This is a genomic window from Agromyces sp. H17E-10, assembly GCF_022919715.1.
Lineage (GTDB): Bacteria > Actinomycetota > Actinomycetes > Actinomycetales > Microbacteriaceae > Agromyces.
Genome location: NZ_CP095042.1, coordinates 2643609 through 2669960 on the forward strand (window position 1 = coordinate 2643609; position 26352 = coordinate 2669960).

A 26352-nucleotide genomic window follows, 5' to 3' on the forward strand; every position below is an offset into this window, starting at 1 on the left:
AGTTCTGGTCGCGCGGGTGGTCTCGATACGCGCCCTCCTTCGTCGGGCGCTACTCGACCGACGAGGGGAGACGAAGCCCTACTCGACCGACGTCGACAGCGCGTAGTCCCCACCGTCGGCGCAGCCCGTGAGCTTCCACCCGCCGGGCACCTCGTCGACCGCGATGTCGCCGAGCCCGGTCGACTCGACCGTCGGCTCGATCGACCCCGGCACCCACACCTGCAGGCCGCAGGTCGCGGTCGCGACCGAGCCAGTGAGCGACATCGTCGCCGCGGCATCCGCCTCGCCGGAGACCCCGGCATGCAGGCTCGTGAGCAGGCCCGGCGCCTCCTGCGGGTACGCCCGCGACAGGATGCCGAGGAGGTGGTCCTTGCGCGGTGCCTCTTCACCGGTGGCGCAGACCTCCGAGAGCAGTCCGTTGCCGAACTCGCCGATGCCGTTCTGCGGGTCGCCGCACGCCTGCTTCCACACCCAGTAGGCGCTGCCGAGCATGCGTCGGTCCTCTTCGGCGGCGTACCGCTCGAGGTGCGCCGCGGTCGCGTCGTCGTCGCCCCAATACCCGTACTCGCCCGACCACATCGGCATGCCGAGCTCGTCGGCCACGCGCTGGCCGAGCTCGAACTGGCGCTCGGTGCTCACGATCGTGGGGAGCCCGAGCGAGGCATCCATGGTGATCGACTCGGCGTACAGGTGCGGCGAGAACGCCACGTTGAGGTCATCGGTGAAGCCGCGCGCCGGCCCGGAGTCGAAGCCGAGCCCCGACCACAGGATGCTCGGCTCGACGAAGACGATCTGCGGCGCGCCCGCCTCCCGGATCGCCGCGATCGCCTTCGCCGAGAATTCGCCGTTCTGCTTCGACGTCGTCACGGGCGCCGTCTCGCCGAAGCCCGGCTCGTTGAGCAGGTCGAAGCCTGCGACCGACTTCTCGTCGGCGAACTCGCCGGCCAGCTCGCCCCAGGTGCGCGCGAGCGCCGTCTGGATGCCGTCGGTGTCGAACCAGAAGTGCTCGAAGGCGCGGTCGCCCGCGGGGGAGATGTCGCGGCCGGTGAACGAGCAGCGCGGCGCGCCGTCCCAGTGCGTCGCCCACTCGGGTGCGCCGTCGTAGCCCCACATCGGGTCGGTTCCCGGCCGGCACTCGGTGCCCTCGGCGGTCGGCAGGTTCGACCAGCCGTCCTGGTGCATGTCGAGCACCGTGCGGATGCCGTGCTGCTCGCCCCACGAAACCGCCTGCTTGATCTGCGCGACATACTCGGGGTCGAGTTCGCCGCGGGTCGGCTCGAGCGCCGACCACGAGAGTCCGAGCCGCACCACGTTGAACCCGTACGAGGCCATGTCGGCGTAGTCCTGCTCGGTGAGCTCGCGGGTCGCGGGCACGTCGGCGCGCGGCCGGTAGAAGTCGACGAGCTGGTTGACGTTCACACCGCGCATGAGCACCTGGTGCCCCTCGCCGTCGGTGAACCGCCCGTCTTCGACGCGCAAGAACCCGGCCGGCACGGATGCCTCGTTCGCGACGGTCGCGACCGCCGGCGCCGCCGGGACGAGGAGCGAAGCGGTCACCGCGGCGACGGCCACGACGGCGAGGCCGACGCCCACGCCCGTCGCGACGCGTGCGGGCGAGGCATCCGTCTCGCTCGTCGTGGGGATTTCCGCTGGTTGAGGAGCGCCCGACGGGTCTCGATACGCGTCGCCGCTTCGCGTCGGCGCTACTCGACCACCGGAACGCGTCTCGAGGCCCTCGCGCGCCGCCCGCCGCGCGACCACCCGGTCGGCGACGACCGCGACGACCGCCGGGATCCAGCCGGTGCACGCGCCGAACGCGAGTCCGTCGGCGACGTGGATGTACGTCGCCATGAGCGGCCACAGGTCGCCGCGGAACCCGTCGTCGACGACGAGGCCGACGAGCCCCTGCACGATTCCGAAGAGGCCGCCCGCGACGAGCGCACCGAGCCAGGTGCCGAGGAAGCCCGGCACGCGTCGCCGCATCCACCGGATCGCGAGCCACGCCGCGCCGACGAGCAGCAGCATCGAGACGATCATCGAGACCGGGCCGTCTTCGGGTCGCGGCGTCGGGATGCCGGGGGCATAGGTCGCGCCGGTCCACCACGATCCGGCGAGCAGCGGTGCGACCGCGCCCACCGCGATCGCCGCCGGCCACACCGTGCGTCGGTCGGTCGAGTAGGCGCGCAGCGCCGTATCGAGACCACCGTCGGCGTGGTCTCGATACGCTCCTCCGTCGCTACTCGACCGACGCTTCCGCCCAACACCCCACTCGACCACCCGAACGACACCAGCCACGATCAACGCCGACGGCACCGCCTTCGCCGTGACGTAGCCGCCCGCCCACGCCGCGAGCGCGGCATCCCCGGTCATGGCGAAGCAGGCGGCCGCCTGCGCGAGCAGTGCCGCGAGCACGACGCCGGCGGTGAGCGTCCAGAAGCGGGCGCCTGCCCGCACCGCAGCCCACCAGACGACGGCGAGCATGACCGGAACGAAGACGACGTAGCGCGCGACGGGCCACCAGAGGTCGAACCGCGGCGTGCCGCCGGGCCAGCCGACGAGGGCGAGCAGGCCCGTCGGGTCGATGACGGCCTGGATGATCAGCAGCAGGGCGGTCGTCGCGACGGCGACGATCGGACGGCGCAATGCGCGCATGGCACTCCATCGTGACGGTGGTTCGGGTCAGAACAGCATCGGCACTTGGTGACTGTCGGTCAAGAGTGCAGTGGGACAAGTGACCCAGTTGTGACCTTTCGGTGCACGCGCCTGAAGTCGGATCGACGAGGTGATCGGCGCCCCGGCGTTGACCCGGGCGGCGAGCCGTGCGACGAGAGTTTAGGGCGGTTTAGTTCCACGCGCTCTGCCTGATCCATGGCGGACACCCAGTATTCACGGGTTATGCGGCCTGTTCTGGGAGCCCCGAAGTACATTGGATTGGACCGGTTGACATTCCTGACCAAAACCGGTTTACTATCCGTGTTCAATCCCTTACCCGAGGATGCGACGACCTCGCGCACGTGTGGGCGAGCGGCAGGGGAAGGGCCCCAGCACAGCAGGAAGTGCGCGCGAGCGCCTTCCAGACCAAGGAGTTCCTCGCAATGAAGCGTTTCGCAGCCACCGTTGCCCTGGCCGCCCTCGCGGTACCGCTGACGGCGTGCGCGTCGTCGGGTGCCCCCGATAGCACCGAACTGACCTCAGGCCCGATCACCATCTGGTACTCGACGAACGAGCAGGAGATCGCCTGGGCGGAGTCGGTCGTCGACGCATGGAACGCCGATCACCCCGACGAGCAGGTCACCGCCGAGGCCATCCCCTCGGGCAAGTCCTCGGAGGATGCGATCGGCGCGGCCATCACGGCGGGCAACACGCCCTGCCTGGTCTACAACACGGCCCCGGCCGCGGTCCCCGCCTTCCAGAAGCAGGGCGGCCTCGTGAACATCTCGCAGACGTTCGAGGACGGCGAGTCCTTCATCACGGAGCGGTCGGGCGAAGCTGCCGACGGGTTCCGCTCGCCCGACGGCGACCTCTACCAGGTGCCGTGGAAGGCCAACCCGTTCATGCTCTACTACAACAAGGACGTCTTCGAGGCGGCCGGCCTCGACCCCGAGAACCCCGAGCTCGCGACCTACGACGATGTTCTCGCCGCCGCCGAGGCGATCAAGAAGAGCGGTGCAGCCGACTTCGTCCTCTACCCGCCGGCATCCAGCGACTACACGAATGCGCTGTTCGACTTCTACCCGTTCTTCCTCGCGAACTCGGGCGGCACCCAGCTCGTCACCGACGGCGAGGCATCGTTCGCCGGTGAAGAGGGCCTCGAGACGCTGGAGTTCTGGAAGACCCTCTACGGCGAGGGCTATTCCTCGGCCGAGCCGTACAGCGGAGACGCGTGGGCCGGTCCGTTCGCCGACGGCGTCGCGGCGCTCGGCATCGCCGGCCCGTGGGGCGCTGGAGCGTTCGACGGCAAGGTGGACTACGGTATCGTGCCGCTGCCGACCGCCGACGGAACGCCAGCGGCCGACACCTACACGTTCGGTGACTCGAAGAACGTCGGCCTCTACACCTCCTGCGAGAACAAGCAGACGGCGTGGGACTTCGCGAAGTTCTCGATGAACGCCGACAACGACCTGGCACTCCTGGAGACCACGGGGCAGTTCCCCATCCGCGGTGACGTCGACGAGATCGCCGGTGAGTTCCTCGCGACGAGCCCCGTGCTCTCGACGTTCGCCGAGTCCGTCCCGCTGACCGTCGACGTGCCGAACATCGCCAACGCCACCGAGATCTGGCAGACCTTCCGCGACGCCTGGGGCCAGGCGGTGCAGGCGGGCGAGGGCGACCTCGAGGAGACGTTCACGACCGCCGCCGACGAGATCGACACGCTGATCTCGCAGGGCTGACGCCCGCACCCGGGATGCGCGGCCGAGCGCTGCGCATCCCGGGCGACCCGTACCACTCCACGATCGAGCGCCGGCCGACGCCGCGGCGCTCGCAAACCAGCATCCGGCAGAACGGCAAAGGAGCCCCGCCATGCGACGCTTCACCACATCGATCGCCATCACGGTCGCCGCCGTGATCGGTGCGACCGGACTCGTCGCGGCCCCAGCCGCCGCGGCCGAGGACGACGTCGCGACCGTCGTGTCGCGCCTCGAGGAGTACTACCTCGATCAGGGCGACGAGATCATCATCGCCAACGGCATCTACCTCGCGCGCACCTCCGAGGCGCTCGACTACGTCGCGACACAGAACGAGGACGGGTCGTGGTCGGACGTGAACTACGCCGACCGGACGAGTTCGGCCAACGGCTCGGTCTGGTCCCCCTACATCGCCCTCTATCGCATGCTCGCGATGACGCAGGCCTACCGCGACCCGCAGGCCGAGGGCTTCGGTGACGAGCGCCTGGTCGACGCCGTCGGGCGCGCGCTGCTGCAGTGGGACCGCGTCGACCCCGGCAACCAGAACTGGTGGGAGACCGAGATCGGCGAGTCGATCGCCATGGGACGCATCTCGATGTTCCTCGGCGACGAACTCGACGACGCGGCCTTCGAGGTGAGCCTCGAGCACAACACCGGCAAGCTCGACCCCGTCGGTGCCAACGGCGCCTGGCGCACCTCGAACTACCTCTTCGAGGCGCTCGCGACCCACGACCTCGACAAGATCGACGAGGGCTTCGCGACCATCGTGGCGACCATCGCCGTCGACCACTCGGGCACTGTCAAGGAGGCGGTCCAGCCCGACGGGAGCTTCTGGGCACACGGTGCGCAGCTCTACAGCGAGGGTTACGGCATGGTGCTCTTCACCTACGCGGCGCTCTGGGCCGACGTGGCGCGCGGTACCTCGCTCGCCTTCGCGCGCGACCAGCTCGACTCGATCGCGTTCTACATCATCAACGGCACGCGCTGGCTCATCCGCGGCGAGATCGGGATGCTGTACCTCAACTACCGGCCCGCGAAGACGATCCAGGGCGTCACGAGCCAGGCGTCCGAGTTCATCGAGCCCCTGCAGCGGATGGTGCGCACGGACGCGCTCTACTCGACCGAGTATGCCGCCGTGCTCGACGGCATCACCGGCGAGACGCGCACCAACGGCGTCACCGGGGACAAGTACTTCTGGCGCTCGGAGTTCAGCTCGCACATCCGGGAGGACTACGGCATCTTCACCCGCCTGAACTCCTCGCGGACGTTCGGTGCCGAGCTGCGGACCGCCTACCGCCCCGAGCTCGGCAACCCCGTGTACTGGAACGCCATGGGGTCGACCGCGATCCAGGTCAACAACCGGGAGTACCTCGACCTCGGTCCGACGTTCGACTGGTGGCACTATCCCGGAGTGACGGCGCCCGACGAGAAGCGCACGGAGCGGGGCTTCGAGAACCGCGGGCGCAACGGCGACGGGGCGAGCTTCACGGGCGGCGCCTCCGACGGGGAATTCGGGGCGAGCGTGCTGACCCTCGACAGCGCTGGCACCAACGCGCAGAAGAGCTACTTCACCTTCGACGACGAGATGGTCGCCCTCGGCGCCGGCATCCGTTCGTCGAGTGCCGCGCCGGTGCACACGACCCTCAACCAGGCAGTGGCCAAGCCGAACGCCACGGTCGGCGGGCAGGCGGTCGACGCCGGCACCGAGGCCGCGACCGTTGGTGACGCGAACTGGGCGTACAACGACGAAGTCGGGTACGTGTGGGCCCCCGACCAGGACGTGAAGGTCTCCAACACGTCGCAGAGCGGGAGCTGGGAGGGCGAGGACCCCGTGAGCCGCGACGCGTTCACGCTCGTCGTCGACCACGGCACACAGCCGACGGATGCGACCTACGACTACACGGTGCTGCCCGCCGCCACCCCGGCCGTGGTCGAGGCGTACGCCGAGCGACCCGCCGTGCGCACGCTGCGCAACGACACCGAGGTGCAGGCGGTGCGACACGACGAGCTCGGCGTGACGATGGCGACCTTCTACCGCGCGGGTTCCGTCGAGCTCGGCGACGGTCGCACCATGACCGTCGACCAGCCGAGCGTCGTGATCCTCGACGAACGCGGCAAGACGCCCGTGGTGAGCATCTCGAACCCCGACCGGCCCGGTCTCACCGTGGCACTCGCCATCACCGGCAAGGGCAAGGACTGGAGCGGCGTCGTCGACCTCGGCTCCGGTGAGGACCAGGGCAGGACAGTGACCGCGGCGCTCGACAAGGGCCGGCTGAGCCCGGCCTCCGACCTCGCGGCCAGCAGCACCGCCCCCGGCCGCCGCGTCGCGGCACTCGGCGACGACGACCCGAGCACGGTCTGGGCCTCCCGCGAGGAGGACCTGACCTGGGTCCAGACGAAGCTCGAGCGCGGCTCGTGGGTCACGGGGGTCACGATCGACTGGGGCGACGCCTTCGCCGAGGACTTCCTCATCCAGACCTCGCAGGACGGCACCACCTGGACCGACCGGACACATGTCACCGACGGCGCGGGAGGCGTCACCGACGTGGCCGTCGAGCCGACGTCGGCCACGTTCGTCCGCGTGCTGATGCTCGAGGGCGAGGCCGAGAAGTTCGCGATCCGCGAGCTGAACGTCGAGAGCGGCGTCAACCTCGCCGTCGATGCTGCGACGAGGGCGTCCGGCTACTCGGGATACAACCTCGTGTACACGATGGCCGATGGCGACCCGACCACGAGGTGGCGGGGCAACAATTCCGACAGTGCATGGGCGCAGGTCGACCTCGGCAGCCCCCAGGCCGTCGGTGCTGTCCGGCTCCGCTGGGAGGCCGCCTACGCCAAGTCGTACCGGATCCAGCTCTCCGACGACGGCGTCACGTGGCGCGACGCGTACTCGACACCCACCGCGGGCAGCGATGGCGGCGTCGACGTGATCGGCCTCGAGGGCGAGACCGCCCGATTCGTCCGGATGCAGACCGTGAAGCGGGCCCTCAACTACGGTCCGTCGCTCTGGGAGTTCGAGGTCTTCGCCGACCGCGCCGTCGTCGACGCCCCGAGCGTGCCGAGCGGCCCCGAGAACCTCGCCCTGAACCGGCCGACCACCGCCGACAGCGTCTACAACGACAATCCGACGATCGTGGCGACCAAAGCGACCGACGGATCGCTCGGCACGAAGTGGTCGTCGGCCCGGCAGAGCGCCGAGCACTGGCTGCAGGTCGATCTCGGCAGCGCTCGATCCGTCTCCCGGGCGATCATCAACTGGGAGACCGGCACGTCGAACGACTACCGGGTCGAGGGTTCCGTCGACGGCGGCGAGTGGACCGAGCTCGCCCGGGTGGCGTCGGCGCAGCCGTCGCTGAAGCACGTCCACGACTTCGGCCCGGTCGACGTGCGCTACGTGCGAGTCGCCGGGTTGCCGGCGACGCAGTACGGCCTCAACATCTGGGAGCTCGAGCTCTACGGCGGCTACACGTTCGACTGCGCGGAGTCGCTCGTCGTCGAGCGCGACGGGAGCGCCGTGCTCGCCGGGGTCGTGTCACCGGCCGACCCGGACGACGCCTTCAGCGCTGCATCCATGGATGCCTCGGTCGTGACGATCTCGGACGAGCCGAGCCTCGGCGACGACGGCCGGGTCGAGGTCGGCATCGAGACGTACGAGCCGGGCGCGACCAGCGTGCTGCTCCGCCACGCGGGCGGCGACGAGCTGGCGTGGTGCGACGTGACCGTGACGGCCGACCGAGCGGACCTCGTCGAGCAGGTGAACGCCGCGAACGGTCTCGACAGTCGCGAGTACACCGTCTCGACCTGGACGACGATGGTGCGCGCACTCGAGACGGCGAAGGCGGTTCTCGCCGCGACCTCCTCGACGCAGGCGCAGGTCGACGCCGCCACCGCCGACCTCGCGGACGCCGTCGACGGGCTCGACGCGCGATGAGGCACTGACGGCGCCGAGGCGCTGAACGTCGGACCCCGATCCAGCACTGGATCGGGGTCTTGTCGTGGGGTCACGTGGGCGTGCTCGGCCCGGGGGCGACGGTGCACGGGCAGGAACGCCGGTGTGCACGAACGACGCAGCGCCCGGGACTCGCGTCCCGGGCGCTGCGTGCTGGTCACTCCTGGCCGGTCAGCTCCGCGACGCCGATCGACGAGTCCGCCATGCCGTAGAACACGAACCGGCGATCGCCGATCTGCTCGATCGCGGTGGGGAAGACGACGTTGCCGAGGGTGCCCTGCAGCTCCTCCGCGGTCTCGGGCGCGAGCAGCGGCTCGGCAGACCGCGCGATGACCTGACGAGGGTCGTCGGCGTCGAGCAGCATCGCACCGGCCGAGTAGCGCGAGCCGTGCGCGAGCTCGAAGCCCTTCGGCGTCGCCCCCGACACGCCGTGGTGCAGCAGCAGCCAGCCCTCGGGCACGCGCAACGGAGCGGGGCCTGCACCGATCTTGGCGGTCTCGTAGGCCATCTCCGGCCCGGCGATCATCGACGAGCCGTGCACATGCGCGAGCGCTGCCGGGTCGCGCTGGACCGACTCGAGATCGACGTAGCCGATCCAGATCGACGGACGTTCGTCGTCGATCCCCGCGGGGGTCCGCGCGCCCTCACCCGGGCGGAGCCAGTCGAGGTCCCACATCGGGCGGTGCAGCAGGGCGATGCTCGGCCGGCCGTCGGGCCCGGCGACGAGCTCGGGGAAGAACACGATGTCCTTGTTCGGGAAGAGGTTGAGATCGCTCTCGAGCTCGGGCTGGTACTCGAAGTGGATCGGCCCGAGCCGCTGCCACTCGACCGTGTCCCGGGAGACCGCCAGGGCCGGCTTCGGCCCGAGCGGTCCGTAGGCGATGTACGTCATCACGTGCAGGCCGAGTGGCTCCAGGAAGGTGATGCGCGGGTCCTCGACGCCGGCGTTCTGCCGGCCGTGCTCCCAGCGCTCGTCGGGAGAGAGCACGACTCCGAGCCGCTCGACGCCGACGGGGACCCCGTCGACGATGGTGACCCGCGCTCGTGCGATCCGCGAGACGTTGCCCGCCGCGACGACCCGCGGGTAGAGATAGAGCTCGCCGTCGGCGCCCCACGCCGTCGCGGGGTTGAGCACCCCTTCGACCTCGAGCGGATCGCTCGGGTCCGCGGACATGATCGTGCCGAGTCGACGCAGTGCGTACGGGATCGTGGTCGGTCGTGCGGTCTCGTGGAGTCGGGTCATTACCTTGCCTTGGAGGGTGGTGGAGACGGCTCAGCCCTTGATGGCGGAGCCGAGGTTCGCAGAGGTGAAATTCCGCTGGAACAGGAGGAAGAGCACGACGACGGGCACGGCGAGCACGCAGGCACCGGCGAGGACGGCGCCCATCGGATTGTCGAGGAACGCGCCGTTCGTCTGGGAGAAGTTCGCCAGGCTGACCGCGAGCGTCTGCTTCGAGGCATCCTTGGTGACCAGGAACGGCCAGAGGAACTCGTTCCACGGGCCGATGAACGTCACGAGCATCGCCGTCAGCACAGCGGGGCGAACGAGCGGCACCGCGATCGAGACCAGGATGCGGAGCTCGCTCGCCCCATCCATTCGCGCCGCGTCGAAGACGTCGCGCGGGATCTGCAGGAAGTACTGCCGGAAGATCAGCACGGCCACGGAGTTGATCGCGAAGGGCAGGATCATGCCGACGAAGCTGTCGGCGAGCCCGAAGTACCGCACGACCATCACGTAGAGCGGGATCATGAGGAGCTGGAACGGGATCGTCTGCACGAGGAGCACGAGGGCGAACACCACGCCCCGCCCGCGGAACGAGAGCACGGCGAGGGCGTAGCCGACGAGCAGGCCGAACACGAGGGTGCAGCCGACGACGCCGACGGTGAAGATCAGCGAGTTGAGGAGCGAGCCGAGGAGGTTCACGGACTCGTTGATCTCGACGAAGTTGTTCAGCGTGAGGTTGCCGGGCAGCGGCAGCAGGCCGAGCGGACTCGTGTCGCGTTCCCGCTGCAGCGCGCCGATCACCATGTAGTAGAACGGCACGAGGGCCAGGAGCGCGCCGACGAGCAGGAGCACGAAACGGAGGACTCCGCCCACGCGGCTTCGTCGCACGTGCTGCTCGGTCGTCGGGGTCGATGCGGTCATCGGTCCTTGCCCTCCGTGATGCGGCGTGAGATGAGCGAGACGATCAGCACGACGACGACGAGGATCATGCCGATCGCGGCGGCGATGTCGGGCTTGCCCTGCTGGATGCCCAGCTGGTACATGAGCAGTGCGGGCGTCATCGACGCGCCGTTTGGGCCGCCGCCGGTGAGCAGGTACGGCTCGGTGAAGATCTGGGCCGTGGTGATGATCGACAGCAGCACGACGAGCGAGGTCACCGGGCGGACCGCGGGCAGGGTGACCGAGCGGAACCGCTGCCAGCGTCCGGCGCCGTCGAGCTGGGCCGCCTCGTGCAGCTCGGCCGGCACGTTCTGCAGTGCGGCGAGATAGAGCAGGATGTAGAACCCGAGGTTCTTCCACGTCACGTACAGCGCGATGAGCGGCATGATCAGCGTCGGATTCGCGAGCCACGAGGGTTCGGGCGCGAGCGGGCCGAGCAGTGAGTTCACCACGCCGTTGCTGTTGAACAGGAAGATCCAGACCGCGAGCGTCGCGACCGAGGCCGTGATGTACGGGATGTAATACGAGATCCGGAAGAAGCCACGCCAGTGCACGGCGGCGTCGAGCCCGGAGGCGAAGAGCAGCCCGAGAACCACGGTGAGTGGCACGTTGATGACGAGGAAGATCAGCAGGTTGCCGAACGCCTGTTGCACCGCCGGGTCGCCGAGCACGGTCGTGAAGTTGTCGAGTCCGACGAACGGATGGGGCACTTCGACACCGGGAGCGGTGAAGTAGAAGTCGTGGAACGACATCCAGATGCCGAAGCCGAACGGGATCAGGAAGACCACGATCACGAAGAGCAGGTACGGCGCGCTCAGCAGGATGCCGAGCGGGTTCTCGCCGAGCCACCGGCGGAGAACACCCCCGCTGCGTCGAGGGTGGGCGCTGCCCGGATGATGCGTTGGCGCGGCACTGCCCATCGCGATGCTCCTCACGTTCGGTACGACCGACGCGGCGGCCGCTCCCGTCGAGAGGAGCCGTCCGTCGGTGACGAATCCCTAGTAAACCGGTTTTGCAAGGTTCGGTCAACTCTGTATCGTCGTTCGCGGCCGATCCGCCATGAACGCCGGGATTCTGCGGTGATTTCCCTCGCGAGGATGAGGCTAAATCACGCTAAACACCCGCTATGCTTCGGAGCATGGACGTGACACCCACCGACGAGGGGAGCCCGAGCGGCTCAGCCGCCTCAGGCATCAGGAACGGACAGCGCGAGCGCAAGGTCACGATCGGCGACGTGGCCGCGCGGGCGGGCGTGTCGAAGAGTGCGGTGTCCTTCGTGTTCAACGGGCGTCCCGGGGTGGGCGACACCGCGCGGGAGCGGATCCTCGAGGCGGCCAGGGAGCTCGACTGGCGTCCCGACGCGAGGGCGCGCGCGCTCTCGCGAAGTCGCGCGCAGGCGCTCGGCCTCGTCATCCGGCGCGAGCCCGAGCTGCTGAGCACCGACCCGTTCTTCCCGCAGTTCGTCGCGGGCGTCGAGAGCACGCTCTCGACAGTGGGCTACGCCCTCGTGCTGCAGGTCGTGCAGAGCGAGCAGGCCGAACGCGACGCCTATTCGAGGTTCGCCCACGAGGCGCGCGTCGACGGCGTGTTCCTGACCGATCTCCGCATCGACGACGGCCGGCCGGCCGCGCTCGAGGCGCTCGGCATGCCGTGCGTGCAGCTGGGCTCGGCTGAAGACGACCCGTCGCTGATCGGCCTCGACGACGCTGCCGGCGTGCGGCGCGCGGTGCGTCACCTCCACGCCCTCGGGCATCAGCGGATCGCGCACGTCGCCGGGTCGGACCGGTACGTGCATTCGCGCGTGCGCAGGCATGCCTGGGCCGACGAGATGCTGCTCCTGGGGCTCGAGCCCGGCCCGGTCGTGGTGGGCGACTTCACCGGAGCATCGGGAGCGCGCGCGACGCACGAGCTCCTCGACCACCCGCAGTCGCCGACCGCGATCATCTACGCGAACGACATCATGGCGATCGCGGGCGTCTCCGCGGCGATCGATCGGGGCGTTCGCGTGCCGCGCGACCTCTCGATCGTCGGGTTCGACGACATCCCCCTTGCGCCGTACGTCATCCCGCCCCTCACGACGGTGCGCCAGGACGTCTTCCAGTGGGGGAGTGCCTGCGCCCGGACGCTGGTCGCGATCGTCGAGGGTGAGCCGCCGGCGCCGGTCGAACTGCCGCCCGTCGAGTTCGTCGTGCGCGGGAGCACTGCACCGCCGCGGAACCGCGCTGATCAGGCCTCCGGCGTCGACGAGTGAGCGCGCGCCCGACGCCGGCGCCGAGGCTCGTGGCCTTCGACCTCGACGACACGCTGGCTCCCTCCAAGACGGCGATCGAGCCCGTGATCGGCGAGCTGCTGGTCGAGCTCGCCGGTCGGGTCGAAGTCGCGATCATCTCGGGCGGACAGCTCGGACAGTTCCGGTCCCAGGTGATCGATCGCCTCCCCGACGCCGGGCCGGAGCAGCTCTCACACCTCCACCTGCTGCCCGCCTGCGGTACGCAGTACTACCGGGTCGGCATCGCGGGCATCGACATGGTCTACACGCATCCGTTGACCGACGACCAGAAGTCGCGCGCTCTCGCCGTCGTCGAGGCCGAGGCCCGGCGGCTCGGACTGTGGGAGTCGCGGACGTGGGGCGACATCCTGGAGGACCGCGGTTCCCAGATCACGTTCTCCGCGCTCGGACAGCAGGCGCCCGTCGCCGCCAAGTCGGCATGGGACCCGACCGGTGCGAAGAAGGACGCGCTTCGCACTGCGGCTGCAGCCCGCCTGCCCGACCTCGAGGTCCGGTCGGGCGGCTCGACCTCGGTCGACGTCACCGACCGCGGCATCGACAAGGCCTACGGCATGACGCGGCTCGCCGAGCAGACCGGGATCGCGCTGGACGACATGCTCTTCCTCGGCGATCGGCTCGACGAGCAGGGCAACGACTATCCCGTGCTCGCCATGGGGGTCGAGTGTCACGCGGTGACCGGCTGGCAGGACACGGCCGCCTACCTCGCGGCGCTCGTCCCCACCCTGCCGGTGCGCGCCGCCTCGGCGGTGCCCTGATCGTTCGCGGTTCGCCGATGATCCTCTTGACCCCCGCCCCGAACGCCCGCTAGTGTCGCAAAGCTGCGCCAACCGCGCAGCATCCCCGGAATCTGGAATCGAGGCGGTCATGAGCGTGTATCTGCAGCGCACGAACAAGCCGGCCTTCGTCGAGCCCGCGAACCAGCCCGCCGAGCGCGGATTCGATCGCGAACTCGACCAGCTTCTCGACCAGGCACCCTGACACCGCGACCACTCGCGAATCCGTCACCCCGTGCCGCTCGAGGCCCGGGGTGTTTCTCTGTCTGCGCGCGACGAGACCCTCGGGCCCGAGGAACTCGCACGGTGCGCCCCGCAGCCGCGGAGCGCACCAGACCAGACAGGAAAGGAACCATGGAGACCCTCTCCAAGCGGCTCGTCTCGTGGGCGAGCCTGCTCGACGAACTGACGATCGAGCAGGCCCGCGTCTCGTCGACGATGCCGTTCATCTACCCGCACCTCGCGCTCATGCCCGACGCGCACCTCGGCCTCGGGGCCACGGTGGGCTCGGTCATCCCGACGCTCGGTGCGATCATCCCCGCGGCGGTCGGCGTCGACATCGGCTGCGGCATGATCGCCGTGCAGACGCAGTTCGCGGCATCCGACCTCCCCACCGACCGGCGGGAGGTGCGGGAGCAGATCGAGCGCGCCATCCCGCTCTCGGCGGGCAAGCACAACCGCAAGATCGTCGCCACGGCGTTGCCGCGCGTCGCCGAGCTCGAGGCCCTCGCCGAGGCGAAGGGCTTCGACCCGGCGCGGTACGCGGGCAACTGGCGTGAGCAGCTCGGATCGCTCGGCAGCGGCAACCACTTCATCGAGGTGTCGCTCGACGAGGCCGACCGGGTGTGGCTGTTCCTGCACTCGGGCAGCCGGGGCGTGGGCAACAAGATCGCGCAGCACCACATCGCGGTCGCCAGGCGGCTCGCGAAGCAGTGGTGGATCGACCTGCCGCACCCCGACCTCGCGTACCTCGTCGAGGGCACGCCCGAGTTCACGCGGTACATCGCCGAGCTGCGCTGGGCGCAGCACTTCGCGCTGCTCAACCGCGAGGAGATGATGGACCGGGTCATCCGGCAGGTCTCCGAATGGGTGGGCACCCCGGTGGAGGAGCGGCAGCGCATCAACTGCCACCACAACTTCACCGAGAGCGAGGAGCACTTCGGCAAGCGGGTGTGGGTGTCGCGCAAGGGCGCGATCCAGGCCGACGCGGGTCGGCCCGGCCTCATCCCGGGCTCGATGGGCACCGCGTCGTACGTGGTCGAGGGGCTCGGCGACGCGATGTCGCTGAACTCGTCGCCGCACGGCGCCGGCCGCACCTACTCGCGGTCGAAGGCCCGGCAGACCTTCACGCTCGAGCAGCTGCGTGAGGCGATGGTCGGTATCGAGTTCCGCGACACCGACGCGTTCATCGACGAGATCCCGCAGGCGTACAAGCCGATCGACCAGGTCATGGCCGACGCGGCCCCGCTCGTGGAGGTGCGGCACACCCTGCGCCAGATCGTGAACGTGAAGGGGAACTGAGGGGGAGGCGGGGCCGTGGGGCCGAGCAGACGCGCAACGTCAGCTCGAAACCCGCGGCTCCGCCGCATCCATGGATGCCTCGGCTGCGGCCCGCGCACAGGGGGAACTTGCGCGGGCCGCAGCCGGGGGACCCCTCCCTCAGGCCTACCGGCCGATCAGCACCCGGAGTACCCTCGAGTGCACACGAGCGAAGGCTTGGGGGTTGCGATGCCCTACTTCATCATCGAGCGGAACTACGCGGAGCTGGTACAGGTGCCGGCCCCCCTGGGCGCCTTCGACGCACTCAACCTCATCAACGACGAGGAGGAGGTGCGCTGGCTGTACTCGTTCCTGTCGGTCGACCGGCGCAAGACCTACTGCGTCTACGAGGCGGAGTCCGTGGCGGCGATCATCGCGGCGGCGGCCCGTGCGGGCCTGCCCGCCGACGTGGTCACCGAGGTCGACGGACGGATGCTGCCGAGCGGCACGTTCGCCGCGGTCGAATAGGACGTCGGCTCACGCGAGTCCCTGCTCGCGCGCGAAGCGCGCCGCCCGGGTGCGGTTCGGTGCTCCGACCTTGCTCAGGATGCTGCGCACGTGGTTCGCCGCGGTGTGTTCGCTGATCACGAGCTCGGCCGCGATCTCGCGGTTGCTGAGCCCGTCGGCGACGAGACGCAGCACCTCGGTCTCGCGAGCCGTGAGCCCGCCGAGGTTCGTTGTCGCGGATGCCTCGGGCAGCAGTTTCAGCACCCGCCCGAGCCCGAGCGGCTCGGCGATCGTGCGCGCCCGTGCGGCCGACGCCTCGGCCGAGCCGGTGTCGCCCGTGCGGCGGAAGTGCGCCGCGGCGGAGGCCTCCGCATAGGCGATGTGCAGCGGCGCCTGGAGCTGCTCCGCGAGCGCGATCGCACGCCCGAAGAGGGCGGCCGGGTCACCGGTCGCGCAGAGCGCGTCGAGTTCGCCGAGATAGCGGTCGGCCGGGCCGAACTGTGCGACGTAGAAGCCTGACAGCAGGTTGAAGCCCGAGTACTCGTGCAGCAGCGGTCGCAGTTTCGCCGCGGCATCCCGGTCGTGGAGGGCCAGAGCGGCCTCGCACATCGCGATGAGGCGGATCGGCCAGTCGCTCGAGACGTGCGCGGCCGGTTCGTCGTGTTCGAGCATCCAGCGCAGCACCCGTCGGCTCGGCTCCAACATGTCGAGTTCCGTGTAGAGCGCCAGCAGCCCGGGCGCCCACGATCGCGTCGGCTGCTCCTCGCCCGTAAGGGTCGCGGCGGCGATGCCGAGCCGGCCGGTCTCACGCCGCAGCATGAAGCCCTGGACCGCTCCGACGCCGGGGGTCGCGTCGGAGAGGAAGCCCTGCTCGATGACGCCGAGCCGGTGCAGGCTGGCGTTCGCGTCGGCGAGACGGCCGTCGGCGAACGCGCGTCCGAAGCGGGCGCACTCGGCCCAGTAGTTCCAGTACGCGCCCCAGCGTTCCGCCGTCGCGGCGAGCGCCGACTCGGCGAGGTCGATTCGGGTGCCGTCGCCGATGACGTATCCGCCCCAGCTCGAGGCGATGGCGCAGATGCCGCTCCAGTCGTTGTTCATCCCCTCGACGAGTGGCGCGAGCTCGTCGACCTCGACGAGTCGGTCGTGCACGCCCTCGGGTCGGAGGGTCTGCGAGACCCGTGCGCGGAGCGCGGCGGCGAGCGCCTGTTCGTCGCCGAGCTCCCGGGCGAGGGCGATCGCCCGGTCGCCGGTCGTCGCGGCCGTCGCGAGGTCTCCCGTGAATGCGATCGCACGACCGAGGCTCGCGCGACCGTGGATGACGAGCGGGTCGTGATCGTCGTCGGGCACTCCCGCCAGCGCGCGGGTCAGCAGGTCACGGCTGCGTCGTCCGCCGAGACCCGGCCGCCACGAGGCATCCTCGTAGCCGATCGCCGCACGCAGCCGCTGGCGCGGATCGGACGCCTCCATCATGCGCTCGTACTGCGCGCGGGCACGGGCGAAGTCGGAGGCGTCCTCCCAGCTCTCGGCCGACCGCAGGCGCAGCGCGTCGCGTTCGTCGGCCCGCGATGTCACGTCGGCCGCCTGCTCGAACAGTCGACCGGCCTCCTCGTGCGCCAGTCGCAGCCGCGCGGACTCGGCCGAGCGCACGAGGTATTCGACGGCGCGCGCGCCGAAGCCGAGGGCGCGCGCCGACAGGTAGTGGTGGGCGAGGCGCTGCACGCGGCGCGTCGCCGAGGGGAACTGCGCCTCGAGGGTCTGGGCGATCCGTGCGTGGATGCGCATTGCCTCAGAGGGCGTCAAGCCGTCGAGCACGGCCTGCCGGGCGATCGCGTGCGGAAAGGCGTACGGGTCGGCGGGACCCGCCGGGGGTTCGAGCAGGCCGGCGTGAACGCTCGCGTCGATCGCCGCGAGCGCGTCGGCCTGCGACGTGTCGCTCACGGCGAGCAGTTCGACGAGATCGACCTCGTGCCCGAGCAGCGCCGCAACCCGCAGCACGGCGAGCTCGTCGGTCGTGAGCATCGCGATGCGGGGTCGCAGCAGCTCGAACGCCGACTCGGGCACCTCGACGCGCCGATCGTGGGCGGCCCAGGCCTCGAGCACATGGCGCCACGTCGTGCGCACGAGGAAGGGGTTGCCGCCGGTCGCCTCCTCGACGGCGAGCGCCGAGGCCCGCGCTTCGTCGGCGGGCACGCCGCCGGCTTCGAGGTACTCGGTGAGATCGGCCGCGGTGAACGGACTGAGCGACACCTGCTCGACCGACGGCAGGTGGGCGACGTGCCGGATGATCGCTGACAGCGGCTCGGACCGATCGGGCGGCGCGGGCCGCAGCGCGGCGATCACGAGCACGCGCGCGTCGGTCGTGCCGACGATGATGCGAAGCAGCAGCTTCACGGCGTCGTCGCCCGCCCAGTGAAGGTCATCGAGGGCGAGGACGATCGGCCGCGTCCGCGACGCGGCGACGAGCACGTCGACGACGGCGTCGAACAGGCGGTCGGGGCCGATCGACGGAACGCCGGTGCCCTCGCGTGCGGCGAACCGGTCGCGCACGACGCGGAACGCGGCATCCTCGTCGGGCGCAGGCTCGCCGCCCGCCGACCCCACCGAGCCCGCCGACCCAGCCGACCTCGCCGAGCCCGCCGCGCCGACGGCGCCCGCGGCCTCGAGGGCCGCGAGCAGCGGTGCGAGCGCGTGGTCGAACGGTTCGAGCGGCCGGCCGAACTCCTGGATGCAGTCGCCGTACAGCACGGCCGCGCCGAGCGCGCGCAGCGCGCCGCCGATCGAGCCGAGCAGGCGCGACTTGCCCGTGCCGGGGTCGCCGCTCACGAAGACCGTTCGCCCGGCGCCCGACTCGACGTCGGTGTAAGCCGCATGCAGCGCGCGCAGCTCTGCGCGCCGGGCCACGAACGGCGGGGCGCCGGTGCTCATCCAGCCCGGCGGCAGGGCCGGGATCGACCAGGCCTGCATGCCCCTCACGATAGACCCGGCACCGGTCGGCGTCGATGACCCGAATTGCCCATGCCGACGTCGAGCCCAAGATGACCGATCCGCGTCATGCGGCGCGGGCACCGGCTCCGTAGCGTCGGCCTCAGCCGGCCGCGATGAAGCGCCGGAATGAAGGGAATCATCATGAACACGCGAGCGATGGCGGTCGCGGTTCCGGTCGTGGCCGTGGCACTCCTGCTCTCGGGATGCGGCCTGACGACCGCGGGCGACGGTACGGCGAAGCTGACCGTGCCGAAGGTCTCCACCGAGGTGTGCAACCAGCCCTCGTACATCAGGGTGCACGCTCCCAAGGGGTTCTGCGGCACACCGACCGTGGACCCGATCGACGACGACCTGAGCCTCGGCTGGTACCAGCGGGAGCGGCTGCAGGAGCAAGCCGACTGAACGATCACGCACGACGAACGGATGCTGCGAGGCATCCGTTCGTCGTGCTGGAGCACGATCGAGGAGGAGCCGGCGACGTCTCGAAAGCCGGCCGGCCGCGATGTCGATCTCGCCGCTCCCCGTTCGACGCATGAGTAGAAGCACCTGTGCACGACGCACGACCGCTTCACGAAGCATCCGAACACCGAACGGCAAGGAGCAAGATCATGGCGACACCGCGGGCCCTTCGCCCCCTTCGCAACCCGGCCTATCGCTGGCTGGCCACAGCACTCGTCGCGTCGATGATCGGCGCGGGCATCTGGATGGTCGCCCTCGTCTGGCAGATCGTCGCGATCGGCGGCGGGGCAGGTGAGCTGTCGCTCGTCGCCGGTGCCAGTGCGATCGGGATGCTGCTCACGACGCTCCTCGGCGGCGCCCTCGCCGACCGGGTTCCGCAGCGTCGCATCCTCATCGCCGTCGAGGTCGTGCGCGCCGCGAGCGTCGGCGCGGTCGCTGTGCTCGCGCTCGCCGGATCCCTCGAGGTCTGGCACCTCGTCGCCGTCGCGCTCGTCGGCGGCGTGATGGCCGGCCTCTACTACCCGGCGTACTCGGCGCTGCTGCCGAGCGTGGTGTCGGAGGACGAGCTGCTCGCCGCGAACGGCTTCGAGGGGATGGCACGTCCGGTGCTCATGCAGGCCGGCGGCCCCGCCCTCGCGAGTGCGCTCATCGCGGTGTCATCACCGGGTGCGGCGCTCGCGGTCGCCGCCCTCACGGGGGTCGTCGCGGCGGTGTGCCTGCGACGCGTGCCCGACCAGCCGCTCCGCGTCGAGCGGGCGGACGGGACGCGGCATCCGGCCGTCGCCCTGCTCGTCGACGTGCGCGACGGGTTCTCCTACATGGTGCGCACGCCGTGGCTGCTCGGCACGCTCGCGTTCGCGTCGCTCCTGATCCTCATCATCATGGGGCCGTTCGAGGTGCTCGTGCCGTTCGTCATCAAAGACGTCGCGGGCGCCGGCCCCGAGGGCCACGCGCTCGTGCTCGCCGCGTTCGGCATCGGCGGTGCGGTCGGGTCGATGATCGTCGCATCCCTCAAGCTGCCGCGCCGGTACCTGACCGTCATGAACCTGCTGTGGGGACTCGGATGCCTGCCGCTGCTCGTCTTCGGGCTGACCGACCAGGTGTGGGTGATGGCGCTCGCCGCGTTCGCCGTCGGCGCCGCGTTCAACGGCGGCGTCGTGATCTGGGGCACGCTGCTGCAGCGCCGGGTTCCGCCGCAGATGCTCGGCCGCGTCTCGAGCCTTGACTTCTTCGTCTCGCTCGCGTTCATGCCCGTCTCGATGGCGATCGCCGGGCCCGCGGGGGAGCTCGTCGGGCTGCCCGTCGTGTTCCTCATCGCCGGACTCGCACCGCTCGTGATCGCGGTCGTCGCGATCGTCGCGGCCCGGATGCGGCGCGACGAGGTCGCGCACCCGCTGGATACCGCGGAGCCGGCTGACCTCGAGGTCGAGGATGCCGCGCCGGAGCCGGCGTTCGCGTGAACGCCGTCGGCCTCCGTCGGTCGAGTAGGCGCGCAGCGCCGTATCGAGACCACGGCTCCGTGGAACCGACCCTTCCGGCACACCCCGGGAGCTGATACCCATGAACATGCCAACCGACGATGTGAACGCCGCCCCGCTCGAAGCCGCCCGCCGAGTCATCGACGCCGCGTCCTACCTGACGATCGCCACCGCCGACGCATCGGGACGTCCCTGGGCGACCCCCGTCTGGTTCGCCGAGCGTGACCTGCGCGAGTTCTTCTGGGTCTCGCGTCCAGAGACACGGCACTCGCAGAATCTCGCCGAGCGATCCGAGGTCGCGCTCGCCGTGTTCGACTCGACGGTCGCCGTCGGCGAGGCGATCGCGGTGTACGTCGAGGGGGTCGCGGCCGAGGTGCCGGATGAGGAGCTCGAGGCGGCGATCGCGGTCTACGACGCGAAGTCCGTGGCGCGTGGCCTGCAGCGGTGGACCGCTGACGACGTGAGCGGCTCGGCGCCGTTCCGTCTCTTCCGCACGACGGCGTCGCAGGTGTACGTGCTCGACGAGCGCGAGCGGCGGGTGCCGCTGCTGTAGGCGCGATAGGCGCATGCGCGGCGCCGGCGCAAGCGCCGTTGCATCCGCGCCCCGCCTACCCCACGTGCTTCGCCGCCCGCCGCGCCGCCCGCCGCCGTTCGAGCGCCGCGTACCCCTTGAACATCAGCGGCATGACCCAGTACGAGGCGATCGGCACGACGATCAGCGTGATCACGAAGGCCCGCAGCACGGGATGCCAGCCCCGCACGAGCGGTTCCGACAGCAGGCCGACGATGGCGACGAGCGGAAAGATCGTGAGCCACACGATGAACGCCGACACGTGGATGTTCGGCCGCGCCGGCGGCGATTCCGCCTCCGGTGGTGGGGCGAGTTGCTCGAGGCCTTCGGCCTCGGGTGCGGGTACGTCGTGCTCAGGAGGTGTGGTCGACATCACGGGCTCCGTGATCGGGTGCGGCCTCGGCGTCGAGACGCACGCGACCGGCTCGTCTCATTCTCCTCCCGCGACGCGAGCGCCGCTACGGCCCGAACGCGGGTCGGGTGCCGCGGCGCGATCGTGACCTCGCGACCGCCCGCACCCGCGCCCGCGCCCCCGCCCCGCAACGCACGATGGCGGCCCCCGAACCGCGATCTTATGATGGAGCATGGCCTGGTTCGGGGTCAGGCGCAGACGCGATGCGCACGAACTCGAGGTCCACGACGCAGACTTGGCGAAGCGGGCTGGATCGGCCCTGTTCGCCTGCGACGAGCGCATCCGCGTCGCCGTCGACGAGCTCGCCTTCGCCGAGGCCGAACTGGGATCGGACTCGACCGAGGGCTTGAGCCAGGCGATCGTCGTCGGCCGTGAACTCCTGGGCGAGGCGTTCCGGGTGAACCGGGCGAATCACGACGTCGTGCGCGGCACGCCCGACGAGGTGCGGGCCCGCGACGCGCGCATCGTCGAACTGTGCGCGTCGGCGATGAGCAGGATGGACGAGCAGTCCGCCACCCTCGCGCGCCGGCTGACACTGGCGCGGCGCGCACCCGAGGCCATCGCCGGCGTCCGATCGGATGCCGCCAGCATTCGCTCGCGGATACCGCAAACCCGCGACATCATCGAACACCTGGCCGCCCGCTACTCGAGCGAGGCGCTCGCCGAGGTCGCGGTCAACCCCGTCGAGGCCGAACGGTTGCTCGACTTCGCCGAGCACAGCGCGCGCGTGGCCGAGCGGCGGCGGGCGGCTGGTCTGCGCGAGCAGGCGAACCTCGCGCTCGAGGCCGCGACCGAAGCGGTACACCGAGCAGCGGCCGCGCTCGATGCGGTCGAGACCTACGAGGTCGAGGCACTGCACGCCGAGTCCAAGCTCGCGGCGCTCGTCGAGCAGTCTCGTCGGCACCTCGCCGCCGCACAGCACGAGCCGCAGTCGCGCGGCGTCGCAGGCGCGATCGCCGAGCTCAAGTCAGCCCTCGCCGATCTGCCGGCGGCCGGCGTGAACACCGACCCGCTCGCCTGCCTCGCTCGGCTGCACGCCGCGAACGACGCACTGGATGCCGCGATCGCAGCCGTCCGCGAGCGTGCGACGCACCCCGCCTCGTCGCCCGAGCACGTACGCCACGCTGTCTACGACGCCGACCAGCAGCTCGAGCTGGTGCGCGACACGATCGTCGGCCACCCGGGTTGGATCGGCCCCGAGGCCCTGGCGCAGCTGGCCCAGTCAGAGCGCGTCCGGATCGATCTCGGCCACTACCTCGGCAGTTCGACCGCGCGGGTCACCCTGGCCGACGAAGACCACCGAGCGCACGTGATCGCCATGGCGCAGCACGTCGCCGACCTCGCCGGCGAAGCCCTGCACCTGGCCCGGCGCGACATCCGCGCGGCCCGCTTGCAGGATGCCGGGCGGCGGAGCGCCATGCTCGACTGACTGCAGCGCACACCGTGGGCGGCTCCCGTACGCGGCCGTGATTGACTGGGCTCGTGGATGACCTTCCGGAGCGCCTCGTCACGGTGGGGCAGCCTTCTCCCGTGTTGATTCGGACGACTCGATCGCGTGTTGGACCTCGGTCATGGGCGTCGACGCGGTTGGTGACGGCGGAGCTGTGAGCCTGGTCATCGAGCCGGCCGGTGTGCCGGAGCCGGCGGTGATTGAGCTTGCAGCGACAGTCGGAACTCGGTTCGGCGAGTTCGCCGAGCTCGCCGGCGAGTATCTGCGCGAACGGCTGCGTGAGCCGGAGTTCGCCCTCGGGCAGTCCGAACTCGTGAAGCTGGACGCTCCTGAGGTGCCGTTCGGCGAACCGGAGGCCGTGATCTGGGCTGACGGGTCCTGGATGCTGCGGTTCGTCGAGTCGAGCCTCGAGATGGCCGACCCCTTCGGAATCGGCGTGCTGTTCGAGGGAACGACGCCGCAAGCGGTTGAGGACCTCTCGGGCGCCGACCCGGCGTAATCGCGCGCTGCGTCGCCCGCCTCGCGACGGACTCGCTACCGTTCTCGTTCCGACCATTCGACCCTTCTCCGCGATGACGGATGCCCCGCACTCGTGAATTCCGTAGGCGAGCGACACGATCCGGCGGCTCGCAGCACGCTCTTCGCACTTAGCACTCGCGTGCCGAGAGTGCTAATCTGGTAGGCGGGTGAGGATGACTCACTCAGGTCAATGGTGAACTGGAAGGAGACGAGACCAATGGCCATGTACTGGGATCCGTTCCGGGAGATCGACCGCCTCGCCGAGTCCATGCGCGACGCGACGCAGGGGCCGCGGGTGATGCCCATCGATCTGCACCGCGACGGAGATCACTACGTTCTGGCAGCCGACCTTCCCGGTGTCGATCCGGGGTCGGTCGACGTCGATGTCGACGGGCAGCTGCTGACGATCCGGGCGGAGCGCACCCTGCGTTCGGAGAGCGGCACCGAGTGGCTCGTTCGCGAGCGCCCGAGCGGGTCGTTCCAGCGTCGGATCACCCTGGGTGACGGGCTCGACACCACGCAGATCAGCGCCCACTACGACAACGGGGTGCTGAGCGTGATCATCCCGATCAGCGAGATGGCGAAGCCGCGCAAGATCGCGGTCACGTCGACGCCGCACGCCGACAAGCAAGTCACTGCGAAGTAGATCGCACCGGGCGGCCATCCGGTGCCCGGTGTTCGTGGCGCGTTCGGCTGCGAACGGCCGTCGTCCGCCGGGCCCGGTGGCCGGCCCCCGACAGGGAGCTGATGATGCAAGGGATTGCCGTTTCCGACGTCGCATCGCCGAATCGTGCGAGCGTGCCCGCACCGCTGACCCGACTCCGTGGCCGGCGTACGTCGACGGTCGACACAGTCAAGGTGTCGATCATCGCGACGAACCCGCCGACCGGCGACGCGCTCGTCCTCGAGGGCGAAGGCGTCAGCGAGGAGCACGCGCTCGCGGTGGCGAAGGCGCGGGTTCCGCAGGGGTGGCGGACTGTGAGCTGCCGGCGGCATTGAGCAGTCGCATCCGGGATGCGGGTGTGCGGTGCACCCCGCTCCCGGGTGTGTCTGCTCGACGACCAGAGGAGAGAATCGTGAACCAGAGCGGTGCGGGCTGGCGTCGATACGATCACACGATGTTCCCCGTGTTCCACGAGCGGTTCGAGGAGAAGTGGGGCGAGGGCACGGCGCCGTTCCTCGATCCGAGCGTCTACGACGCGGAGCAACCCCGGCCCCGCGCCCAATGGATCAACGTCGACACGGGGGCCGCCGTCGCGGTGGTACCAGTCTGGGAGGACGACCCGACGACCCGTTCGTTCGCGGTCTTCTACCTTCCGCCGAGCGGCGGGATCTGGGTGCTCCGGCCACCGGGTCTGACCAGTTACATCGAATCCGCATCGGGGCGGGTGGGCGACGAAGTGACCCTGCGCAACGACTCGTTCCAGAAGGCGGTCGCGCACGCGGAGCGGTTCATCTACGGGGAGTGAACTGGCTTGAAGGCGGCCCCATGAGTGGCGGGAGCCCGGGTGCTGTGGCGCGGATGTGCTGGCCGGCCGCCGCCTCGGGCCGTCGGTCGATGGCGGCTCCGTGTCTCGCCAGCAGCGGACTTGCACCTCGTCAAGGTGACGCTGACCCCTCACGCCCTGGTTCGTACACGGTAGTGGGAGCGCCGACGGTCCACGCCACGAGCAGACCGCCGACGCTCCGCGGTTCACATCGACGCGCAGTGCTTGCAGAGCGGGTGACCACCAGTCCCCTGACGCTTGTTGTACCCGGGGATCTGCTGGCCGCTAGGACATTCGCTCTGATTGTGGTGAACGTCCGGGTCAGACGGGTTGATCGAGTAATACGGTGACACTCTCATATGCGCTCCTTTGCGGATGCGCCCTCTGGCGCATGTGCGAAAGTCTTCGATTGTGAGGTGATTTCGTAAAGACCCCTCTCCGAGGGTCACTCTGTCGCCGGTCGCCAATCACCCGGCAGGCCGACGAACGTCAGGGCATCAACGCCGACATCACCGACGTCCACGCCGCGACCGCCGCGATGGGCAACGCCGCAAACATCGCGAGCAGGCCGCCGACCGCCCACCACCGCCGACGCCCGCGCGCGCCGTCGACCTCGCGCCGCAGCCGCTCGAACGCGGCGACATCGGCTACGTCGAGCGTCGGCGCCTCATGCCACGTCGACGGTCGGGCCGCGGCATCCGCGAGCCGCTCGATCTCACCGGGCGGAACCGTCGCCGGCCGCGAACCCAGCCACTTGACCAACTCGCGCTCGCGCAGCACGACGACGGTCGTCGGTCGTTCGCGCACGATGATCTTGCGGGCTCCGACGATCGCGATGATCGGCGTGACATCGACGAGTGCGCGCACCGCGACCGACAGCCGCTGCGATGCCCGCTTCGCCTCGAAGCCGGCGTTGCGCAGGTGATCGGTGCGCTGTCCGCTGACGAGCAGTCGCTTCGCGCCGAGCCAGATGTCTCGGCCCTCGTGGTGCTTCGCATTGATCGTGAAGACGCCGGGCGGGCCGATCACGACGTGGTCGATGTCACTCGATCCGCGGCCGATCGGCACCGAGTGGAACACGCGCCAGTCGGGCCCGAGCGCATCGAGCCGGCGGGCGACCTCGAGCTCGCCGAGCGCACCGAGGTACCAGGGCTCCGAGTCCGCGCTCAGCGGGGTGCGTCCGAACAGGCGTGCTCCCGCCGATCGCGGCGTTGCGTTCGATTGCGCCCGAAGGCACTCGGTGATCACGGATGCCGCGGGCTGACGTGCGGCGAGCGAGACAGGCGCGGTGGAAGTCATGATGAGTTCGCCCTCCCCGTCGCGCGGTCGCTCGGCTGGCGAACGCTTGAATTCGACCGTATTGGGCGGCGTCACGTGTTCGTGAGCCCCCGTTCGCGTGTGAAACACACCTGCCGTGTGGCAC

21 protein-coding genes are annotated in these 26352 nt (G+C 70.2%); 14 read left to right on the forward strand and 7 right to left on the reverse strand.

The genetic code is table 11. The features are described 5' to 3' along the window. Positions 1-78: 78 nt before the first annotated feature. Positions 79-2652, reverse strand: a complete 2574-nt coding sequence (locus MUN74_RS11980) for a glycoside hydrolase family 5 protein (protein ID WP_244852423.1) — start codon at positions 2650-2652, stop codon at positions 79-81. Positions 2653-3095: 443 nt separating this feature from the next. On the opposite strand from MUN74_RS11980, the gene MUN74_RS11985 reads away from it, so the two are divergent. Together MUN74_RS11985 and MUN74_RS11990 are read left to right on the forward strand one after the other, a co-directional pair. Beyond that, entirely contained in the window at positions 3096-4391 is a 1296-nt protein-coding gene (locus tag MUN74_RS11985; protein ID WP_244852425.1) for an ABC transporter substrate-binding protein, read from the forward strand. 130 nt (positions 4392-4521) lie between these two features. Further along, positions 4522-8337, forward strand: a complete 3816-nt coding sequence (locus tag MUN74_RS11990; RefSeq protein ID WP_244852426.1) for a galactose-binding domain-containing protein — start codon at positions 4522-4524, stop codon at positions 8335-8337. A 175-nt stretch (positions 8338-8512) separates the two neighbouring features. Here MUN74_RS11990 and MUN74_RS11995 read toward each other — a convergent pair whose 3' ends face one another. From MUN74_RS11995 to MUN74_RS12005, 3 genes are read right to left on the reverse strand one after another with little or no spacing between them, the layout of a single operon-like run. Further along, positions 8513-9598: a glycoside hydrolase family 130 protein gene (locus MUN74_RS11995; protein ID WP_244852428.1), complete on the reverse strand. Its 1086-nt coding sequence runs from the start codon at positions 9596-9598 to the stop codon at positions 8513-8515. Positions 9599-9628: 30 nt separating this feature from the next. Next, positions 9629-10501: a carbohydrate ABC transporter permease gene (locus MUN74_RS12000; protein WP_244852430.1), complete on the reverse strand. Its 873-nt coding sequence runs from the start codon at positions 10499-10501 to the stop codon at positions 9629-9631. Beyond that, complete coding sequence (locus tag MUN74_RS12005; protein WP_244852431.1) at positions 10498-11439, reverse strand: carbohydrate ABC transporter permease; 942 nt, start codon at positions 11437-11439, stop codon at positions 10498-10500. Before MUN74_RS12005 ends, MUN74_RS12000 begins: the two co-directional genes overlap by 4 nt. Positions 11440-11657: 218 nt before the next feature. Between MUN74_RS12005 and MUN74_RS12010 the strand changes: the two genes are divergently transcribed. The 4 genes from MUN74_RS12010 to MUN74_RS12025 all read left to right on the forward strand — a co-directional run bounded on the left by MUN74_RS12010 (position 11658) and on the right by MUN74_RS12025 (position 15589). Beyond that, positions 11658-12770 (forward strand): LacI family DNA-binding transcriptional regulator, encoded by a 1113-nt coding sequence (locus MUN74_RS12010; RefSeq protein WP_244852433.1) that lies wholly within the window; start codon positions 11658-11660, stop codon positions 12768-12770. A gap of 29 nt (positions 12771-12799) precedes the next feature. Continuing rightward, a complete protein-coding gene (locus tag MUN74_RS12015) occupies positions 12800-13564 on the forward strand; it encodes an HAD-IIB family hydrolase (RefSeq protein ID WP_244852435.1) in 765 nt (254 codons plus the stop codon). A gap of 372 nt (positions 13565-13936) precedes the next feature. Further along, a complete protein-coding gene (locus MUN74_RS12020; RefSeq protein WP_244852437.1) occupies positions 13937-15103 on the forward strand; it encodes an RtcB family protein in 1167 nt (388 codons plus the stop codon). Positions 15104-15310: 207 nt separating this feature from the next. After that, on the forward strand, positions 15311-15589 hold the full coding sequence (locus MUN74_RS12025) for a nickel-binding protein (protein WP_244852439.1): 279 nt from the start codon (positions 15311-15313) through the stop codon (positions 15587-15589). 9 nt (positions 15590-15598) lie between these two features. Here the strand turns inward: MUN74_RS12025 and MUN74_RS12030 are convergent, their stop codons facing one another. Then, the gene (locus tag MUN74_RS12030) at positions 15599-18532 is read right to left on the reverse strand and encodes an ATP-binding protein (RefSeq protein ID WP_244852441.1); all 2934 of its coding nucleotides are present in this window, start codon (positions 18530-18532) and stop codon (positions 15599-15601) included. A gap of 162 nt (positions 18533-18694) precedes the next feature. Here MUN74_RS12030 and MUN74_RS12035 point away from each other — a divergent pair, with 162 nt between their 5' ends. The 3 genes from MUN74_RS12035 to MUN74_RS12045 all read left to right on the forward strand — a co-directional run bounded on the left by MUN74_RS12035 (position 18695) and on the right by MUN74_RS12045 (position 21043). Beyond that, positions 18695-18955, forward strand: coding sequence for a hypothetical protein (locus tag MUN74_RS12035; protein WP_244852443.1), 261 nt, complete (start codon positions 18695-18697; stop codon positions 18953-18955). A 206-nt stretch (positions 18956-19161) separates the two neighbouring features. Next, complete coding sequence (locus tag MUN74_RS12040; protein ID WP_244852445.1) at positions 19162-20472, forward strand: MFS transporter; 1311 nt, start codon at positions 19162-19164, stop codon at positions 20470-20472. Positions 20473-20578: 106 nt separating this feature from the next. Further along, positions 20579-21043 (forward strand): pyridoxamine 5'-phosphate oxidase family protein, encoded by a 465-nt coding sequence (locus MUN74_RS12045; protein WP_244852446.1) that lies wholly within the window; start codon positions 20579-20581, stop codon positions 21041-21043. A gap of 55 nt (positions 21044-21098) precedes the next feature. On the opposite strand, the gene MUN74_RS12050 is transcribed toward MUN74_RS12045, so the two are convergent. Beyond that, the gene (locus MUN74_RS12050) at positions 21099-21434 is read right to left on the reverse strand and encodes a putative antibiotic biosynthesis monooxygenase (RefSeq protein ID WP_244852448.1); all 336 of its coding nucleotides are present in this window, start codon (positions 21432-21434) and stop codon (positions 21099-21101) included. A gap of 274 nt (positions 21435-21708) precedes the next feature. Between MUN74_RS12050 and MUN74_RS12055 the strand changes: the two genes are divergently transcribed. The 5 genes from MUN74_RS12055 (at position 21709) to MUN74_RS12075 (ending at position 24911) form a co-directional block, all read left to right on the forward strand. After that, entirely contained in the window at positions 21709-22902 is a 1194-nt protein-coding gene (locus tag MUN74_RS12055) for a hypothetical protein (RefSeq protein ID WP_244852450.1), read from the forward strand. A gap of 142 nt (positions 22903-23044) precedes the next feature. Then, the gene (locus MUN74_RS12060) at positions 23045-23422 is read left to right on the forward strand and encodes a hypothetical protein (RefSeq protein ID WP_244852452.1); all 378 of its coding nucleotides are present in this window, start codon (positions 23045-23047) and stop codon (positions 23420-23422) included. A 237-nt stretch (positions 23423-23659) separates the two neighbouring features. Beyond that, a complete protein-coding gene (locus MUN74_RS12065) occupies positions 23660-24088 on the forward strand; it encodes an Hsp20/alpha crystallin family protein (protein WP_244852453.1) in 429 nt (142 codons plus the stop codon). A 152-nt stretch (positions 24089-24240) separates the two neighbouring features. Next, complete coding sequence (locus tag MUN74_RS12070) at positions 24241-24441, forward strand: hypothetical protein (RefSeq protein WP_244852454.1); 201 nt, start codon at positions 24241-24243, stop codon at positions 24439-24441. Between the two features lie 119 nt (positions 24442-24560). Further along, entirely contained in the window at positions 24561-24911 is a 351-nt protein-coding gene (locus MUN74_RS12075; RefSeq protein ID WP_244856439.1) for a hypothetical protein, read from the forward strand. Positions 24912-25418: 507 nt separating this feature from the next. Here the strand turns inward: MUN74_RS12075 and MUN74_RS12080 are convergent. Beyond that, positions 25419-26228 (reverse strand): nuclease-related domain-containing protein, encoded by an 810-nt coding sequence (locus MUN74_RS12080; RefSeq protein WP_244852455.1) that lies wholly within the window; start codon positions 26226-26228, stop codon positions 25419-25421. Between the last annotated feature and the right edge of the window lie 124 nt (positions 26229-26352).

What these genes read in the sequence shown, in the direction of transcription:
- MUN74_RS11980 (WP_244852423.1), bottom strand. Translation starts at nt 2,652, where the DNA reads ATGCGCGCATTGCGCCGTCCGATCGTCGCCGTCGCGACGACCGCCCTG.
- MUN74_RS11985 (WP_244852425.1), top strand. Translation starts at nt 3,096, where the DNA reads ATGAAGCGTTTCGCAGCCACCGTTGCCCTGGCCGCCCTCGCGGTACCG.
- MUN74_RS11990 (WP_244852426.1), top strand. Translation starts at nt 4,522, where the DNA reads ATGCGACGCTTCACCACATCGATCGCCATCACGGTCGCCGCCGTGATC.
- MUN74_RS11995 (WP_244852428.1), bottom strand. Translation starts at nt 9,598, where the DNA reads ATGACCCGACTCCACGAGACCGCACGACCGACCACGATCCCGTACGCA.
- MUN74_RS12000 (WP_244852430.1), bottom strand. Translation starts at nt 10,501, where the DNA reads ATGACCGCATCGACCCCGACGACCGAGCAGCACGTGCGACGAAGCCGC.
- MUN74_RS12005 (WP_244852431.1), bottom strand. Translation starts at nt 11,439, where the DNA reads ATGGGCAGTGCCGCGCCAACGCATCATCCGGGCAGCGCCCACCCTCGA.
- MUN74_RS12010 (WP_244852433.1), top strand. Translation starts at nt 11,658, where the DNA reads ATGGACGTGACACCCACCGACGAGGGGAGCCCGAGCGGCTCAGCCGCC.
- MUN74_RS12020 (WP_244852437.1), top strand. Translation starts at nt 13,937, where the DNA reads ATGGAGACCCTCTCCAAGCGGCTCGTCTCGTGGGCGAGCCTGCTCGAC.
- MUN74_RS12025 (WP_244852439.1), top strand. Translation starts at nt 15,311, where the DNA reads ATGCCCTACTTCATCATCGAGCGGAACTACGCGGAGCTGGTACAGGTG.
- MUN74_RS12030 (WP_244852441.1), bottom strand. Translation starts at nt 18,532, where the DNA reads ATGCAGGCCTGGTCGATCCCGGCCCTGCCGCCGGGCTGGATGAGCACC.
- MUN74_RS12035 (WP_244852443.1), top strand. Translation starts at nt 18,695, where the DNA reads ATGAACACGCGAGCGATGGCGGTCGCGGTTCCGGTCGTGGCCGTGGCA.
- MUN74_RS12040 (WP_244852445.1), top strand. Translation starts at nt 19,162, where the DNA reads ATGGCGACACCGCGGGCCCTTCGCCCCCTTCGCAACCCGGCCTATCGC.
- MUN74_RS12045 (WP_244852446.1), top strand. Translation starts at nt 20,579, where the DNA reads ATGCCAACCGACGATGTGAACGCCGCCCCGCTCGAAGCCGCCCGCCGA.
- MUN74_RS12050 (WP_244852448.1), bottom strand. Translation starts at nt 21,434, where the DNA reads ATGTCGACCACACCTCCTGAGCACGACGTACCCGCACCCGAGGCCGAA.
- MUN74_RS12060 (WP_244852452.1), top strand. Translation starts at nt 23,045, where the DNA reads ATGGGCGTCGACGCGGTTGGTGACGGCGGAGCTGTGAGCCTGGTCATC.
- MUN74_RS12065 (WP_244852453.1), top strand. Translation starts at nt 23,660, where the DNA reads ATGGCCATGTACTGGGATCCGTTCCGGGAGATCGACCGCCTCGCCGAG.
- MUN74_RS12075 (WP_244856439.1), top strand. Translation starts at nt 24,561, where the DNA reads ATGTTCCCCGTGTTCCACGAGCGGTTCGAGGAGAAGTGGGGCGAGGGC.
- MUN74_RS12080 (WP_244852455.1), bottom strand. Translation starts at nt 26,228, where the DNA reads ATGACTTCCACCGCGCCTGTCTCGCTCGCCGCACGTCAGCCCGCGGCA.